The organism is Mucilaginibacter yixingensis (assembly GCF_041080815.1).
Classification (GTDB): Bacteria; Bacteroidota; Bacteroidia; order Sphingobacteriales; family Sphingobacteriaceae; genus Mucilaginibacter; species Mucilaginibacter yixingensis.
The window spans coordinates 56,826-71,473 of sequence record NZ_CP160205.1 but is presented as its reverse complement, the minus strand read 5'-3'; the positions used below and the strand labels follow the sequence as shown (position 1 = coordinate 71,473).

The 14,648-nt window shown below is 46.4% G+C and carries 11 protein-coding genes; 5 read left to right on the top strand and 6 right to left on the bottom strand.

Annotated features, from left to right (window positions below):
- Positions 1–206 precede the first annotated feature (206 nt).
- The 5 genes from ABZR88_RS00355 to ABZR88_RS00335 all read left to right on the top strand — a co-directional run bounded on the left by ABZR88_RS00355 (position 207) and on the right by ABZR88_RS00335 (position 5,567).
- Positions 207–749, top strand: coding sequence for a hypothetical protein (locus ABZR88_RS00355; RefSeq protein WP_107829373.1), 543 nt, complete (start codon positions 207–209; stop codon positions 747–749).
- A 169-nt stretch (positions 750–918) separates the two neighbouring features.
- Positions 919–1,794: a hypothetical protein gene (locus ABZR88_RS00350; RefSeq protein WP_107829374.1), complete on the top strand. Its 876-nt coding sequence runs from the start codon at positions 919–921 to the stop codon at positions 1,792–1,794.
- Positions 1,795–2,031: 237 nt separating this feature from the next.
- Positions 2,032–3,480, top strand: coding sequence for a circularly permuted type 2 ATP-grasp protein (locus ABZR88_RS00345; protein WP_107829375.1), 1,449 nt, complete (start codon positions 2,032–2,034; stop codon positions 3,478–3,480).
- Between the two features lie 125 nt (positions 3,481–3,605).
- The gene (locus ABZR88_RS00340) at positions 3,606–4,541 is read left to right on the top strand and encodes an alpha-E domain-containing protein (protein ID WP_107829376.1); all 936 of its coding nucleotides are present in this window, start codon (positions 3,606–3,608) and stop codon (positions 4,539–4,541) included.
- A gap of 45 nt (positions 4,542–4,586) precedes the next feature.
- Complete coding sequence (locus ABZR88_RS00335) at positions 4,587–5,567, top strand: transglutaminase family protein (RefSeq protein WP_107829377.1); 981 nt, start codon at positions 4,587–4,589, stop codon at positions 5,565–5,567.
- A 141-nt stretch (positions 5,568–5,708) separates the two neighbouring features.
- Here the strand turns inward: ABZR88_RS00335 and ABZR88_RS00330 are convergent, their stop codons facing one another.
- From ABZR88_RS00330 to ABZR88_RS00305, 6 genes are all read right to left on the bottom strand, one after another.
- A complete protein-coding gene (locus ABZR88_RS00330) occupies positions 5,709–8,225 on the bottom strand; it encodes a TonB-dependent receptor (RefSeq protein WP_170113632.1) in 2,517 nt (838 codons plus the stop codon).
- Positions 8,226–8,445: 220 nt separating this feature from the next.
- A complete protein-coding gene (gene feoB / locus ABZR88_RS00325; protein ID WP_107829379.1) occupies positions 8,446–10,560 on the bottom strand; it encodes a ferrous iron transport protein B in 2,115 nt (704 codons plus the stop codon).
- A gap of 8 nt (positions 10,561–10,568) precedes the next feature.
- A complete protein-coding gene (locus tag ABZR88_RS00320; protein WP_107829380.1) occupies positions 10,569–10,784 on the bottom strand; it encodes a ferrous iron transport protein A in 216 nt (71 codons plus the stop codon).
- 324 nt (positions 10,785–11,108) lie between these two features.
- Positions 11,109–13,931 (bottom strand): TonB-dependent receptor, encoded by a 2,823-nt coding sequence (locus ABZR88_RS00315; protein ID WP_107829381.1) that lies wholly within the window; start codon positions 13,929–13,931, stop codon positions 11,109–11,111.
- A 193-nt stretch (positions 13,932–14,124) separates the two neighbouring features.
- Positions 14,125–14,265: a hypothetical protein gene (locus tag ABZR88_RS00310; protein WP_170113633.1), complete on the bottom strand. Its 141-nt coding sequence runs from the start codon at positions 14,263–14,265 to the stop codon at positions 14,125–14,127.
- The gene (locus ABZR88_RS00305) at positions 14,262–14,648 is read right to left on the bottom strand and encodes a VanZ family protein (protein WP_107829382.1); all 387 of its coding nucleotides are present in this window, start codon (positions 14,646–14,648) and stop codon (positions 14,262–14,264) included. The genes ABZR88_RS00310 and ABZR88_RS00305 overlap by 4 nt, the downstream gene beginning before the upstream one ends.

The following is a 14,648-nucleotide window of genomic DNA, read 5'->3' as shown; positions in this document are numbered from 1 at the left end:
TCTAACCTATCCACTCCTCAGAAACACCAATAATAACCCACCATATAAACCGTTAATTTGGTGATATATGGAAGAAAGCATACCAAAATCTCGATTATCCTATTATCTTGCAACGCAGTTGCACCTATTAAAACACATTAAGCCAACCCTTTACAATAATTAACACAATACACTTACCAGCACCAACACCCTGACTCACACCACCTATGAAGATCTACCATTTTATGTCGCGTCTGCGTTTTACAGATCGCAAGTATGCTTTCAAATTGATGCTCACTGCCTTCATCGGCACACACATACCGCTTATTGGCTTAATTGTTTACTTACTGGCAGATACCGGCGACACTATGAGCCGTAGCACCTGCCTGCTACTGATTCTTGGCCTTACCCTGGCTGGCACCGCCGTTACCCTATGGGTATTATATGGCTTAGTCAGACCATTAAAAATGGCGCAACGCTCGCTATCCAAATTCCTTCAGCACAACACCATGCCTCACCTCCCCGAAGGTTACCAGGACGAAATTGGCATCTTAATGCGCCACATCAATTTTATAGCGGCCCACATGCACACACCCGATTTTGAGACGCAGCAAAAAATACGCGCTAACACCGCGCAAATAGAGCTATTGGTCAATGTTATCAATCAAAAAAACACATCGCCTGAGTTGGCAGTTTATATCAATGATTTGCAGGTTTCGGTGAATAATCAACTGGAGTTTACTAACGGCCCGGTTGTAAAAAATGCCTGACAAACAAACAAGCTTGTAGCAAGGGTGTTATAAACGGCGAATAAGGATTTGGGGCTTAGCTGGTATTTTTAGTAAATTGCCCGCAGGTGTTAATACTGTTTGGGGCTTATCCCCGTTATCAAGATATTACATTAAACCAAGCCCTTTTTATAATTAACATACACTCCTGATGAAAATGAAAAAAATGATTGTGCCAGCCGTAGCACTGCTTTTAGTAACCGGCTCTGCACTGGCGCAAAAAAACGTACATGTACAAAACGTAATTACCGCCGAAGAGAATTTTAACAAGCTTGTAGCAAAAAAAGGTATAAAAGATGGCTTTCTGGCAGTGGCTGATCCCGATGGCATTGTGTTTAAGCCCTTCCCAAAAAAAATTACAGAGTTTTACGGCGCTATAGATAAGCAACCAGGTTCATTATCATGGAAACCAAACGTTGCCCGCATATCTGCCAAAGGCGATCTGGCCTTTACCGCAGGCCCATACGTTTATCAGAACGGTAAATCTGAAGAAGATAAAGTTTATGGTGATTATGTATCTATCTGGCATGCCGATCCAGATGGCAATCTGAAACTGCTTATTGACCTGGGCATTCAGCACCCTGATCCAGACCTCACCGCCACTGTGGATTTTAAAGAACCAGCCGATACCGCCGGTCACTCTGCACAAAGCAAAGACCCATTTGGCGGCAAACGCGTGATCATGGAAACCGACAACATGTTTAATCATGCACTCACCATCTCGTCGCTGGGCACATACAAAGAGTTTATGAGCGCCGAAGGCCGCTACTACTTCCCGGGTTTTGACCCGATTGTGGGTGTAGATAAAACCTTAAAATTCCTGGCTAACGAGGCCATTTCCATCACTGCGGAAAATGTAGGTTCTGGCCGCTCCCTGAGCAATGATCTGGCTTATACTTACGGCACTGCCCGCATTAAAAAAGGCAACGTAGTAAGCAATTATAACTATGTACGCCTCTGGGAGCAGGATTCACAGCACAAATGGAACGTTTTATTGGAGGTTTTTTCGGCCATAGAGAATAACTAACAAAAAATATCGTGCAATCACCCAAAAAGATTGCACAAAAAAAGCGGAAGAAGGATTTAAAAATCCACTTCCGCTTTTTTTATTGCCTAAATTTCTATATTTTATCTAATTTAAATCATAAATAAAACCAATAATTAATACTATTTTAAAATAAATTAGATTTTATTGAAAATACTTAATAGATTACCATTGAATTTTAAAAATTCACTATAAAATATTTCACATAACAATAAAATCATGCAAGAATCAGGCTATTTTAACAAATACAACCCCATAAATGGTGTATGGGACGAGATGTTTGGCTCAGATTCAAGCATTCGCAATCATTATTGTAACGTTATTGGCTATCTATCCAAAGAATCGCCCGATGATCTGAATAAAAAAGAAGAACTGGCCAAACGCCTGTTCATGAGTCAGGGCATCACCTTCACCGTTTACAATAGCGGCGAGGGTATTGAGAAGATTTTTCCGTTTGATATCATTCCCCGCATCATCACCGGCGAGGAATGGGCTTTTGTAGAAAAAGGCATCAAGCAGCGCTTAACCGCTCTGAACCTTTTTCTGAAAGATGTTTACCATAATCAATTTATTATAAAAGACGGCATCGTCCCTATCGCTATCATTTACTCGTGCCCGCACTTCCTGCGCGAGATGTATCAGCTGCAGGTGCCTTATGATATTTACGTACACATTGCCGGTATTGACCTGATACGCGATAACGAGGGCACTTTTTATGTACTGGAAGATAACCTGCGTACCCCATCGGGCGTGAGTTATATGCTGGAGAACCGCGAGATCACCAAGCGCCTCTTCCCCGATCTGCTGCCACAATGTAATGTGCGCAGCGTGACCGAGTACCCGTCCATCCTATATAAAAACCTGATGGCACTCTCGCCGCGGCCAACCAGCAACCCAACCATTGTGTTGCTTAGTCCGGGCATCTATAATTCAGCCTACTTTGAGCATACCACCCTGGCCCGCCTGATGGGCGTGGAACTGGTAGAAGGCCGCGACCTGGTGGTAGACAACCACAAGGTTTACATGAAAACCACCAACGGCCTGCAACAGGTAGATGTAATTTACCGCCGAGTAGACGATGAATTTTTGGATCCACTGGTATTTAACCCTTCCAGCGTTTTGGGCGTGGCCGGTATTATGGGCGCCTACCGCAAGGGCAATGTGGCTATTGTAAACGCCCCGGGCAACGGTGTGGCTGATGATAAGGCTATCTACATCTACGTGCCCGAGATGATTCGCTATTACCTGAACGAGGAACCTATCCTTAAAAACGTACCCACCTACCAGCTGCGCAACCAGGACGAGAAAGAGTATGTGTTTGAGAACATCAACAAACTGGTGGTCAAAAAAACCAACGAGAGCGGCGGCTATGGCATGCTGATGGGCCATGCGGCATCAGAAAAAGAGATTGAAGAATACAAGACACAGATCCTGAAGGCGCCGCGCAATTTCATCGCGCAGCCCACCATCAGCCTGTCGGCAGCGCCTTGCTACATACAGGGAGAATTGGCTCCACGCCGGATTGACCTGCGCCCTTATGCCTTATGTGGCCCCAGCGGTATAGAGATCGTCCCCGGTGGATTAACCAGGGTGGCGTTGAAAGAAGGCTCGCTGGTGGTGAATAGCTCGCAGGGTGGCGGCAGTAAGGATACGTGGGTGTTAGCGTAATTTGGGATTTGGGATGTTCAATTTCGGATTTGAACAAGTAATCGAAAACCTGTATTAGATAAATTTTTAATTAAACGGACGGATAAATCCGAAATAGAACATCCGCAATCCGACATCAACAACAAATGTTAAGCAGAGTAGCAGCAAGTTTATATTGGTTAAGCCGTTATGTGGAGCGCAGCGACGGGCTTTTGCGGATGCTAAAAATCAACTACGCATCATCGCAGGATACGGTGCATGAGTTTACATGGGACCCGGTGATCCGCCTGTTCGGTAATCCTAATGACGAGGAAGTGGCCACGCTGAATAATGACAGTCGCGCGGTGCTCAAGTATATGATCTCTTCCAAAGAGAATCGGAACTCGGTACTCAACATTATTACCCAGGCGCGGGAGAATGCCCGTGGTGTACAGGAACACATTACCAAAGACCTTTGGCAGTGCCTTAACGAGTATTACCACACCGTGAAAGATGCCAAAATGGATCGGCTGTTGCAGCGCGAAGACCCCATTGGTACGCTGGATATTTTGATCAAGCAGGTGATGCTCTATTATGGCACGGCGGAGATTACCATGGAGCGCGGCGAAGGCCGCAGCTTTATGAACCTGGGCAAATACCTGGAGCGCGGCATCCAGTCGGTAGACTTGCTGGATATGAAATTTGGTTCTATTAATGACAACCCTGATTTGCTGACCGATACCACCTATTGGAAACACTTGCTGCTCTCCATCGGTGGCCATGAGCTTTACCTGAAAACCTATCGCTCGGGCTTTGAGGCACCCAATGTACTGGAACAGGTAGTACTGAACAATGATTTCCCACGCTCGGTGCTGTATGCCGTTAATCACATCCAACGGTATTTTGACCGGTTGAAGAACGATGCAGAGCAAGAGGGCTACCGCAAAATGGCGTTCCAGATAGGCCGGTTGCAGAGCCGAATTAAGTATAGTTCGGTAAGCAGTATTAGCCAGGAGGGCTTGCACCTGTACCTCACCCAGATCAGGAACGAATTGTACGGCATTGGCAATGCGCTGAACGAGAATTACTTTGCCCATTCATAATCACCAAAAAGGTTTTAGCTTTACGCCCTCATCTTCTAGCTTTTTATGCCTGAGTTTAAGATACAACATATTACCAAATATACCTACGATGGACCGGTGCGCGACAGCGCCAACCAGATCATCCTCTTCCCCATGCAGGATGATTTTCAGGAGGTACTGAAGCAGGACGTCAGCATTACCGGCGAGCCACCCGTTGATATTTATACCGACTATTACGGCAACAAAGTAGGCAGCTTTACCTACCGCGATCAGCATACCGAGCTGGTGATTAACTCCCAACTCTGGGTAAGCACCAAACATCGCCCGCTGCCGGTAAACGATATATTCCCGGCGCAACAGTGGGCTGATTACGAACGCTTGCGTTATACAGTACCCTACATTGACTTTCTGAAGCAGGAGTACTTTGACGGACTGCCCGAGCTGGAACAAATTGTACAAGCCGAACGCCAGGCCCATGATACACCCTACCAGGCGGCACTACGCTTTTGCCAATATGTGTATGACAACTTTACCTATATAAAAGGCGTTACCAGCGTAGAGAGTACGTTAGACGATATCTGGAAACTCAAAGCCGGCGTTTGCCAGGATTTTGCCCACATACTGATGGAGATGCTGCGTTTAATAGGCATCCCTGCCCGCTACGTAAGCGGCTATATATGCCCCAACCGTAACGGTATGCGCGGCGAAGGTGCCACCCACGCCTGGGCCGAAGCCTACATCCCTGATTATGGCTGGCTGGGCATAGACCCAACTAACAACTGTGTGGCTAACGAAACGCATGTTCGCCTGGCGGTCGGTCGCAATTTCTCTGATTGTTCTCCTGTTAAAGGTGTGTATAAAGGCGCACATGGGCACAAACTGGAGGTAGCGGTATCTGTGGGATACGACAAGGAAATGCCGACTGCGCCTAACGCCGAGCACCATGAAATAACGTTTGAAGAACCGGTCATCAAACCGGCCAGCGATTTTTCGCGCAACAGCTATCAGCGCCATCTGGAGATGATGCAGCAGCAACAGCAGCAGTAACACCCCTCCCGACCTCCCCGAAGGGGAGGAGATCTACTGGATAAATAAAAAAGAGCGGCTTTCAAGATTTTTGAAAGCCGCTCTTTTTTATGTCTGATTTCCTTTAATCACCTCCCCTTCGGGGAGGTCGGGAGGGGTGTTTTAATTTGACCTTTGTGCGCTCATGCCGCCATCGCCGCCCTGGTCTTGGCCCATATCGTCGCCGCCGCCACCATTGTCCTGATCTTTTTTGTCTTTGTTACGGTTACGACGCTGTCCAGGCGTTGACCCGAAACGGTATGACGCTGTAAACAGAATGGTACGTGTTTGGAAACGACGCACTGATTCTGAGTGCTGCGAGAAGGTTGGCGACTGTACGATATCTGTAATTGAACCAAACTTGCGGCTGTTAAACACATCGCGCACGTTGGCGCCTAAGCTAATTGCTTTGGTCAGGTCATATTTCAAACCGGCATCCATACCAGCCATTGCACGTTGACGACCCTGAGTAATTACCTGCGGTGCCTGGTAATCGCCACGCAGCTGTACGCCCAACGCTTTGGTTGGTTTTATGTTGGCAGTCAGATTGGCATTCCATGCAAAACCTGATGAGTTTGGTAGCTTGAGTGATGCATCGCCTTGCAGGTAGCGGTAGTAGGCATTAACGTTGGCCGTAAAATCTAACGCCTGCGAAGCATCAACCTTGGCAATCAACTCAAAACCGCTGTTCTGCGAGTTCTTGATATTTTGATAGGTCAGGCTGCTGATGGTTGAGGTAATTGGCGTGCGGATCTGCTGAATATCGTCGTTAGTTAACCGGTAATATAAAGACGAGGTCAGCGTAAGCGCTTTCCAGTAGTTGATATAGCTCAGCTCCATAGAGTGCGTGTCTTCCGGCTTCAACAGTGGGTTACCAGTTTGCCAGTTCAGCGGATCGCTCTTATCCAGAAACGCGTTGATCTGCCTGTCGCGCGGACGGCTTACCCGGCGGGTATAGCTCAGTTGCAGCGTTTGGTTATCGTTCAGCTTATCTGTCAGGAAAAGGCTTGGGTAAACACGGAAATAGTCTTGATGGTGCGGCTCGCCGGTTTCGTGTACCATCGTATTGATAATAGCCTCTTCCATACGCACACCGCCTTGCACGCCAAACTGACCAAACTGCTGCTGATAAGTACCATACACGGCATGCACCTGCTCTTTATAAAGAAAATGGTTGGTTAACGTACCATCGTGCACAAAGCCGCTGCCTTGCAGGGTATCCACATCGTTACCGTTATCATTCTGAGAGAAAGTACTGCGGTAACCAGCTTCAATCTTGTTATTATGGCTCAACGGCAAAGTGTAATCTGCCTGCAGGTTAATGTTATACTCTTTCTGCAAGCTGTTGTTATGCTGGATGCGCTCCCTGATACTTGCCGGGTTAAAAAAGTTGTAAGTACTTCTTAAACTGTCGTTAGAGGTCTCGTGCTCGCTGGAGTAACCAATGTTAGCGGTCAGCTCTTCGCCTTGTTTTTTGTATTTATGATCAAAATCAGCATTAAAATCCAGGTTACGGTTAGTGCCGCTGATGGCTTGATTGTTCTGACCTAATGTTTGCGTCAGTACGCCATTGGTGAAAGTGTTGGTGTTCCCAAACTGATACTTATCGCGCTGGCGGAAGTTGCCGTTACCTGAAAAGCTCAGCGTGGTTTTAGGATCGAGACTGATATCGATACCCGCACGAATGTTGTGTGAGTTAAAAGTGAATGCCTGGTTAGAGATCTGGTTAGACAGGATGCTGGTATCATTCCGTAACGAGGTTCTGTTGGTATAGCCATTCCCGTTGCGGTTAGCATCGCGGTAGCTATAATTGGCATACAGGTTTACATTTTTGCCCTGGTGCGCAACAGCAGCGCTCACATTGTAAGTATGCTGATTACCCACAGCTACAGCAACGTTACCGTTGGTACCCACACGCGCATTTTTCTTCAGCACGATGTTTACGATACCAGATTGACCTTCGGCATCATATTTTGATGATGGATTGGTAATCACCTCAATAGTCTCGATAGAACTTGCCGGGATTGACTGCAGAATGTCGGCCATACTGGCACCGGCCAGCATAGAGGGTTTGCCGTTAATCAACACGCGCACATCGCTTGATCCGCGCAGGTTCAGGTTACCATCCACATCCACTTGTACCGACGGTACGTTGCTCAACAAATCTGTTGCCGAGCCGCCTGCACTTACCAGGCTTTGCTCTACATTGAATACTTTGCGGTCTACACCCAATTGTATATTGCTACGCTGCGCCTTCACAGTCACCTCTTTCAAGGCTTTTCCGGCCTGCTTCATCTTCACCAGGCCCAGTTGAAAGATCTTTTTCTTCGGACTGATATAGATCGAGTCTTTTACATAGTTGCCGTAACCCACATAGGTAGTGCGCAGCAGGTAGAGGCCATCGGCCAGGTTATCCAGCTTAAAGTTACCATCCATATCGGTCTGGATGCTTTTAGCCGCGGTGTTATCCGCCTTTCTGATCAACGCCGCCGTGGCAAAAGCCAGTGGCTGGTTGCTGGCCGCGTCTACCAGTTTGCCGCTCACGGCACCTTTTACAGGCACATTTGTCTGGGCCTGAGCACTTAAAACACCAAATAAAAATATGATGGAAAAAACTTTGAGTAAAGGTTTACAATTCATGCCGCAAAAATCACTTTTTGGCATCGGTTTCGCCGAGTAACCTATGTAACTTTATTGCTAAGCAGGGCTTACGGAATGGTAAATTTTATATTACCGATTAGATATCGGATTTCGCATTTTCAATTTCGGATTTATTTACGGTTGAGCGACTTGACAAGAAACACCATAAACCCAAATCCAAATTTTCATAAATTCGGATTTGAACATTCGAAATCCGAATTTATTTCAGTAGCTGATAGGTTATCAAACTCACTACATAAGCCAGCACGGTCATGTAGGTAAACTGGGCCAGCGGCCAGCGCCAGTTTTTAGTTTCGCGATATACTACGCCCATGGTGCTGGCGCACTGCATGGCAAAAGCATAGAACATCATGAGTGAGAAAGCCACCGCCACCGTAAACACCGGCTTACCGGTATCAGGATTCCTGGCACCGGCCATTTTTTCTTGTACCGATTGCATGTTGTCGGCATCGCCATTTACGCTGTAAATGGTGGCCATAGTGCCTACAAACACTTCGCGGGCAGCAAATGAAGTAATAAGGGCGATGCCTATCTTCCAGTCAAAACCCAGCGGACGGATAGCAGGCTCTATCACATGGCCCAACACACCAGCATAAGAGTTTTCCAATTTCTCTGAAGCCACCATACGCTGCAAGTCATCAGCCTTAACAGTTTTGGTATATTGCGGTTGACTGTATTTGCTTTCAATCTGTTCAAAGCGTTTCCCCGGCCCGTAACTGGCCAGTACCCATAACACTACAGATACCGCAATGATCACCTTACCAGCTTCAAACACAAAGGCTTTAGATCGATCATACATGCTGAGCGCTACGTTATTCCAGCGCGGCATGCGGTAAACCGGCAGCTCCATAATGAAGTAACCTCTCTCACGACCTTTGATGATAAACTTAAACACCAGGGCAACCACCACGGCCGATACCAGGCTGAGGATATACATAGCCGTTAGCGCCAGACCCTGCATGTTAAAAATCCACCAGACGGTTTTATTGGGTACCACCAGGGCAATTAACAGCGTGTAAACCGGCAAGCGCGCAGAACAGGTAACCAGTGGCGTTACCATGATAGTAATGATGCGGTCTTTCCAGTTTTCAATGGTACGCGTACTCATGATGGATGGTACCGCGCAGGCAAAACCACCAATCAGCGGCACTACAGATTTACCGTTCAGCCCCACCTTACGCATAATTTTATCCATCATAAACGTAACGCGCGCCATGTAGCCGGTATCTTCCAGTATGGATATAAAGGCAAAAAGAATAGCAATTTGCGGGATAAACACCAGCACGCCGCTCAAACCGGCCACAATACCATCCACCAGCAAACTGGTGAGCGGGCCGGCGGGCAAGGCTTTATGCAGCCAATCTTGCAGCAGCACAAATCCGCTGGAAATCAAATCCATCGGGTAGGCAGACCACGCAAAGATAGACTGGAACATAAACAGCAGGATGCCAATAAAAATCACAAAGCCAAACACCTTATGCGTTAGCACGTGATCTATTTTGTTGCTCATGCTTTCCTCGCGGGCATTTTCGGGTTGTGTTACCGTGTCGGCCAGCAATTCATTGATAAAATTGTAGCGGGCAATGGTTTCGGTTGCCTGAGCCTTTTGCGAGTGGAAGCTGTGTTTTTGCTCCAGGGCTTCTATCCTGTCGCTCTGTTCAGAAGTTAAAGATTTCAGGTGCTCATGCTGATGCGCCAGTTGCAGGGCGAAGTACGGGTTATCGGTCTTTACCTCGGCGCTGATGTCGGCTATCAATGCAGGAGCTATACTCTCCACATCAATGGAATCCAGTTGCAGGGGCACCTTGTTGGCAAAGGCAATGGCCTGTTTCAACTCATCAATCCCTTTGGCTTTACGGGCCGAGATGGATACCACCGGCACGCCCAATTTTTGCGAAAAAGTTTCTGTATTGATGATGATGCCCGATTTACCGGCCAGGTCAGTCATGTTGAGGGCAACAATGACAGGGATCTTCAGGTCGGCCACCTGGGTGTAAAGCAACAGGTTACGCTTCAGGTTGGTGGCATCAAGAATGATGACTACCAGATCTGGCGTTGTATCGGTGTGTTTATCTGCCAAAACAGAAAACACGATAGATTCGTCTTTACTTTTAGGATATAAGCTGTAGGTGCCGGGCAGGTCAATAATCTCGGCAGTGCGACCGTCGGGCAATTGGCAGGTACCCGTTTTCTTATCAACCGTTACACCTGGAAAATTTCCTATTTTCTGGTTAAGGCCGGTTAATACGTTAAAAAGGGTTGATTTACCCGTATTGGGATTTCCAACAAGCGCAACTCTCAGATCAGCTTTCAATGCTCAAACTATTGTAAGATAATAGTTGAAGCCTCTAGTTTGCGTAAACTTAATTGATAGCCTGATACATTAATGGCAATAGGATCGCCCAGGGGAGCAATACGCTCAACCACCACTTCTTCACCAGGAAGACAGCCCATTTCCATTAATTTCACGGACATTTCAAGGTCTGTAAATTCTTTTACAATACCCCTCATACCTACTTCAAGTTGCGAAAGCTTCATTTTTCTATTAAAGGTAGGCAAATGTAAACTTTATTTAAAATAATTCCAAATAACCCCAAACAAGGTTAGATAGATTTTTAACGATTTACAGGATTTTTACAAACGTCAGTCGTTATTAAGCATACTCCATCGCGTCATTGCGAGGAACGAAGCAATCTCTGCGAAGGATACTCGGATGTGCAAATCCGCTTTGCATATGCAGAGATTGCTTCGTTCCTCGCAATGACGCGGTGTATATTTTGGGCAAATGGTTAATAGGATCTTAGGCGGCGAGAATAGCTATCCTGTAAATCCTAAACATCCGTTCAATCCTGGTTAAAGCCTTTACCTCCCAATCACAATCCCCGAACCACGGTTAGTCGGGCCGCCAACTTTGGTGATCTTGTAGATCAATTTTAAATAAAAATAACGGCCCAGGGTATTGGTCTGATTATTCTGGATAGCGCCCAATTGTGTTACGCTGCGCTGGATGCCCGAGTTTTGATCGAGCAAATCAAACGCGTTGAGCGAAAGTGTCAGGTTTCGCCCTTTCAGAAAGTAACGCTCAATACCGGCATTCCATAAATAGTAAGTAGTGTTGGCGCTGGCCGGCTGCCCCCTATACATGCTTTGCGTAACATCGCTAAAAATGCGCAGCGTTTTAACCGGAAGCACACTGGCGCTCATGCGGTTGTTGTAAGACCAATAGTGCCTGTCGGCTGCGCTTTGGTAAGAGTTTTTTGCATTATTATAAAAAACAGCGGTGTTGATGCTGGTCTGAAACTTATCGCGATCAAAGTTTAACCCCGCATTTACATTTGGCGAGAAACGGGTAACTGCATTACGGTTATCATTGATCATATTGATATTACGACTCATGTTAGTGTAAATGCCTGTATTAAATTTCAGCCCTTTGATCTGCGTTGGCTTGCCCATGCTGGCGCCCACCGTCATACTGTAATTACCGTCAACATTGATAGGTCTCGATGTGGTTACACCACCATTTACGCTACTTGCGGTACTAAAGCCATTATAAGTGGTATTATAGCTTGCGTTAACGTTGTAGTAGGTATTATTTTTCTGGTTGAAACGACTAAAGCTACCGTTGACATAGAACGAACGCGACATTTTCAGGTCCGGATTTCCTTGCCTGATGTAGAGCGGATTAGTATTGGTAAACACCGTTTGCAGATCTGTAGCCGACGGCTGACTTACATCTGTACCCACGCTGATGTAGGCATAGCGCCCACTTTTATTTTTCCGTAAAGAAAACGATGCGTTGGGGGTGAACGCCCAATCCTCGCGGCCAACGTTGTTCACGGCGTTGTTGGCGTTAGAGTAGCCCGACAGCCCCAGCTCGCTCAAAGCCATGTTAACGTTAACAGTAAACTTATCGTTGGTTTTGCTCAAGCCAACGGTGCTGGTATAGCGGTGACTATGGTTATCAGACAGACCACTGTACAAGGGGTTCAATATCTCATAATTGCCGGTTACGGGGTTATAATCAAGCGTGTTTTGGGTGGCATTTTGCTTTTGTACGTTAAAGCCCTGACTCATGGTTAAGCTAATGCGTTTTATACGGTTCAACTGGCGCACAAACGAGGCGGTACCGTTCAAATAGCTCACATCAGCATCCTGCGAAGCCAATTGGTTCAGATTAGAATTTGGCTGCGTACCCTGGTAAAAGAGGGTATTGGAGCGGTTGGTATAATCGGAGTTATTAGCGGAGTAATTGCCGTCCACAAAAAAGTTTAACGAGCCCGCGTTGTTATGCAGTTTACGGTTAAATGTAAACTGGCCGCCAATTGCCGGGCTATGCATGCTTTGGTCAAACAGCTGCCTGATGCTGTTTACGCTGTCTGCCAGTTGGTCTACTGTACCCGATGTTAGCGATGAGTAATTCTTTTTGTAAGTGGTAGATACCACAGGTTTCAGCCTGAACGTGGTTAGACTATCCAGCTTATACTCCAGAGAAAAGTTAAGGCGATAACTGTTACTGGTATTATTGCCGTTGCTCAACTGATTGGTGAACAAATTATTAGGCAAATCCTGAATATCTGAAGTGCGGGCAACCGTATTTCGAGTAAGGATAGATAGCGTACTGGCATTAAACTTCAACTTTCCCTTGGCAAACTCGTCCGAGTAATTAATACCGCCTGAGTGACTGGTAATTAAGCCACCACCAACGCCCGAGAACGCGCCATTAATATCAACCCTGCCACTGCTGCTCATATTAATGGTGATACCACCGCCGCCGCCGCCAGAAAACATATCGAACAGGCCATTACCGGCAAAATTGTTCAGATCCTCGAAAGAGAAACCTGACTCGTTTACGTTATTGCTCAGAAACAGGAACGATAGCTGCCTTTTGGTATCAAAATGGTTCAAATTAAATTGCCCGAGGTAACGGTCGCTATTACCGCTCGCTCCGGTGATATTGCCAAACCAGCCCGACTTTTTATCGTCCTTTAACGTTACGTTCATTACTTTCTGGCGCTGGCCGTCGTCAATACCGGTATTCTTCGCTTTGTCAGTCTTATCGTCTATCACCTGTACAGATTTCACGGCATCGGCAGGCAGGTTGCGGGTGGCCGCCTTAGGATCATTCCCGAAGAACTCTTTGCCATCCACCAGCACTTTTTTAACCTGCTGGCCCTGGGCGGTAATTTTTCCGTCTTTATCTACATCAACACCCGGTAGCTTTTTTATCAGCGCTTCTACATTATCATTTTTTTGGGTTTTGAATGACGAGGCATTAAACTCTGTGGTATCGCCCTTAATGGTTACCGGGGCTTTCTCGCCCACAACATCTACCTGGTTCAGGGCATGTACGGCCACTTCCATTTGCAATTTACCCAGATCAACAACCGGTTTTTCTGCGGATAGGGTAAATGGCACAATTTTATGTTGTAAGCCCAGTTGCGATACCATGAGCCGGTAATGACCAAAGGCCAATCCTTCTATGTTGAGCATCCCGTTTTTATCGGTAGCGGTAGTACGTACCAGTGACGAGTCAGCGGCGAGGACAGAGGCGGTGGCCAATTCTATCGGTACATCTTTGGCATCAACTATTTTGGCTTTAACGGTTCCTTTGTGCTGTGCATCGGCTTTAAACGCAAAAGCAGTTAGCACAAAAAGGATAATGGCAAGGTATAATGGCTTCTTCATGTGAGTGTTTTAATGGTTTGGTTAAGCGAAATTAAAAACTAATTTCTTATCTACGAAATATTCGTATGAAATTTTCGTAGATTAAATCCAATCACATGACGCAACAGTTTTTTAGACGTTGCATCCTAAGCCGAAGTTTTATTATCGACCTAAAAACCTATCTATAACCAGGAAAATATGGAGGGAAACAGGATTAGCGTGCCTTATTAAGGTTTTGAGCAGCCGTTTTCTGCATGCCAAAATGCGGACAATTGCAGTTCTTTTTAAAAATGCCGCATGAAGAAATTACCGCGCAAGCCGCCAGCAACACCAAAATGTACTTTAATTTTTTCATCGCTTTGGTCGATATAACGTAACCAAGATACAAAATGTTGCCATACTGGCGCCAATCACATCGCTGGCCATATCGCCCCAATCGCCATCGCGCCAGGTAAAAATAAAAGCTTGCGCCAGTTCTATAGCTCCGCCGTATGCCACAGACAACAGCAGCGCAATAGCAGCCTGTGAGTAATTGATCTGTAATGCGCCGTTCTTCCTGATCATCCCTTTGGTTATCCATACCACCATTACAAAAAACAACCCGCAATGGGTCACTTTATCAAAGCCAGTGAAGAAAAGATGCGAGTCTCCTACGGTGCCCAGGCTTACACTGCACATCACCAAAATAAACAGGGCCCACAGTACTGCGGGCCCCTGGTATTTTAAAAATGCTTTCAT

What these genes read in the sequence shown, in the direction of transcription:
- ABZR88_RS00315 (WP_107829381.1), bottom strand. Translation starts at nt 13,931, where the DNA reads ATGAAGAAGCCATTATACCTTGCCATTATCCTTTTTGTGCTAACTGCT.
- ABZR88_RS00310 (WP_170113633.1), bottom strand. Translation starts at nt 14,265, where the DNA reads ATGAAAAAATTAAAGTACATTTTGGTGTTGCTGGCGGCTTGCGCGGTA.
- ABZR88_RS00350 (WP_107829374.1), top strand. Translation starts at nt 919, where the DNA reads ATGAAAATGAAAAAAATGATTGTGCCAGCCGTAGCACTGCTTTTAGTA.
- ABZR88_RS00305 (WP_107829382.1), bottom strand. Translation starts at nt 14,648, where the DNA reads ATGAAAGCATTTTTAAAATACCAGGGGCCCGCAGTACTGTGGGCCCTG.
- ABZR88_RS00345 (WP_107829375.1), top strand. Translation starts at nt 2,032, where the DNA reads ATGCAAGAATCAGGCTATTTTAACAAATACAACCCCATAAATGGTGTA.
- ABZR88_RS00330 (WP_170113632.1), bottom strand. Translation starts at nt 8,225, where the DNA reads ATGAATTGTAAACCTTTACTCAAAGTTTTTTCCATCATATTTTTATTT.
- ABZR88_RS00340 (WP_107829376.1), top strand. Translation starts at nt 3,606, where the DNA reads ATGTTAAGCAGAGTAGCAGCAAGTTTATATTGGTTAAGCCGTTATGTG.
- ABZR88_RS00335 (WP_107829377.1), top strand. Translation starts at nt 4,587, where the DNA reads ATGCCTGAGTTTAAGATACAACATATTACCAAATATACCTACGATGGA.
- ABZR88_RS00355 (WP_107829373.1), top strand. Translation starts at nt 207, where the DNA reads ATGAAGATCTACCATTTTATGTCGCGTCTGCGTTTTACAGATCGCAAG.
- ABZR88_RS00320 (WP_107829380.1), bottom strand. Translation starts at nt 10,784, where the DNA reads ATGAAGCTTTCGCAACTTGAAGTAGGTATGAGGGGTATTGTAAAAGAA.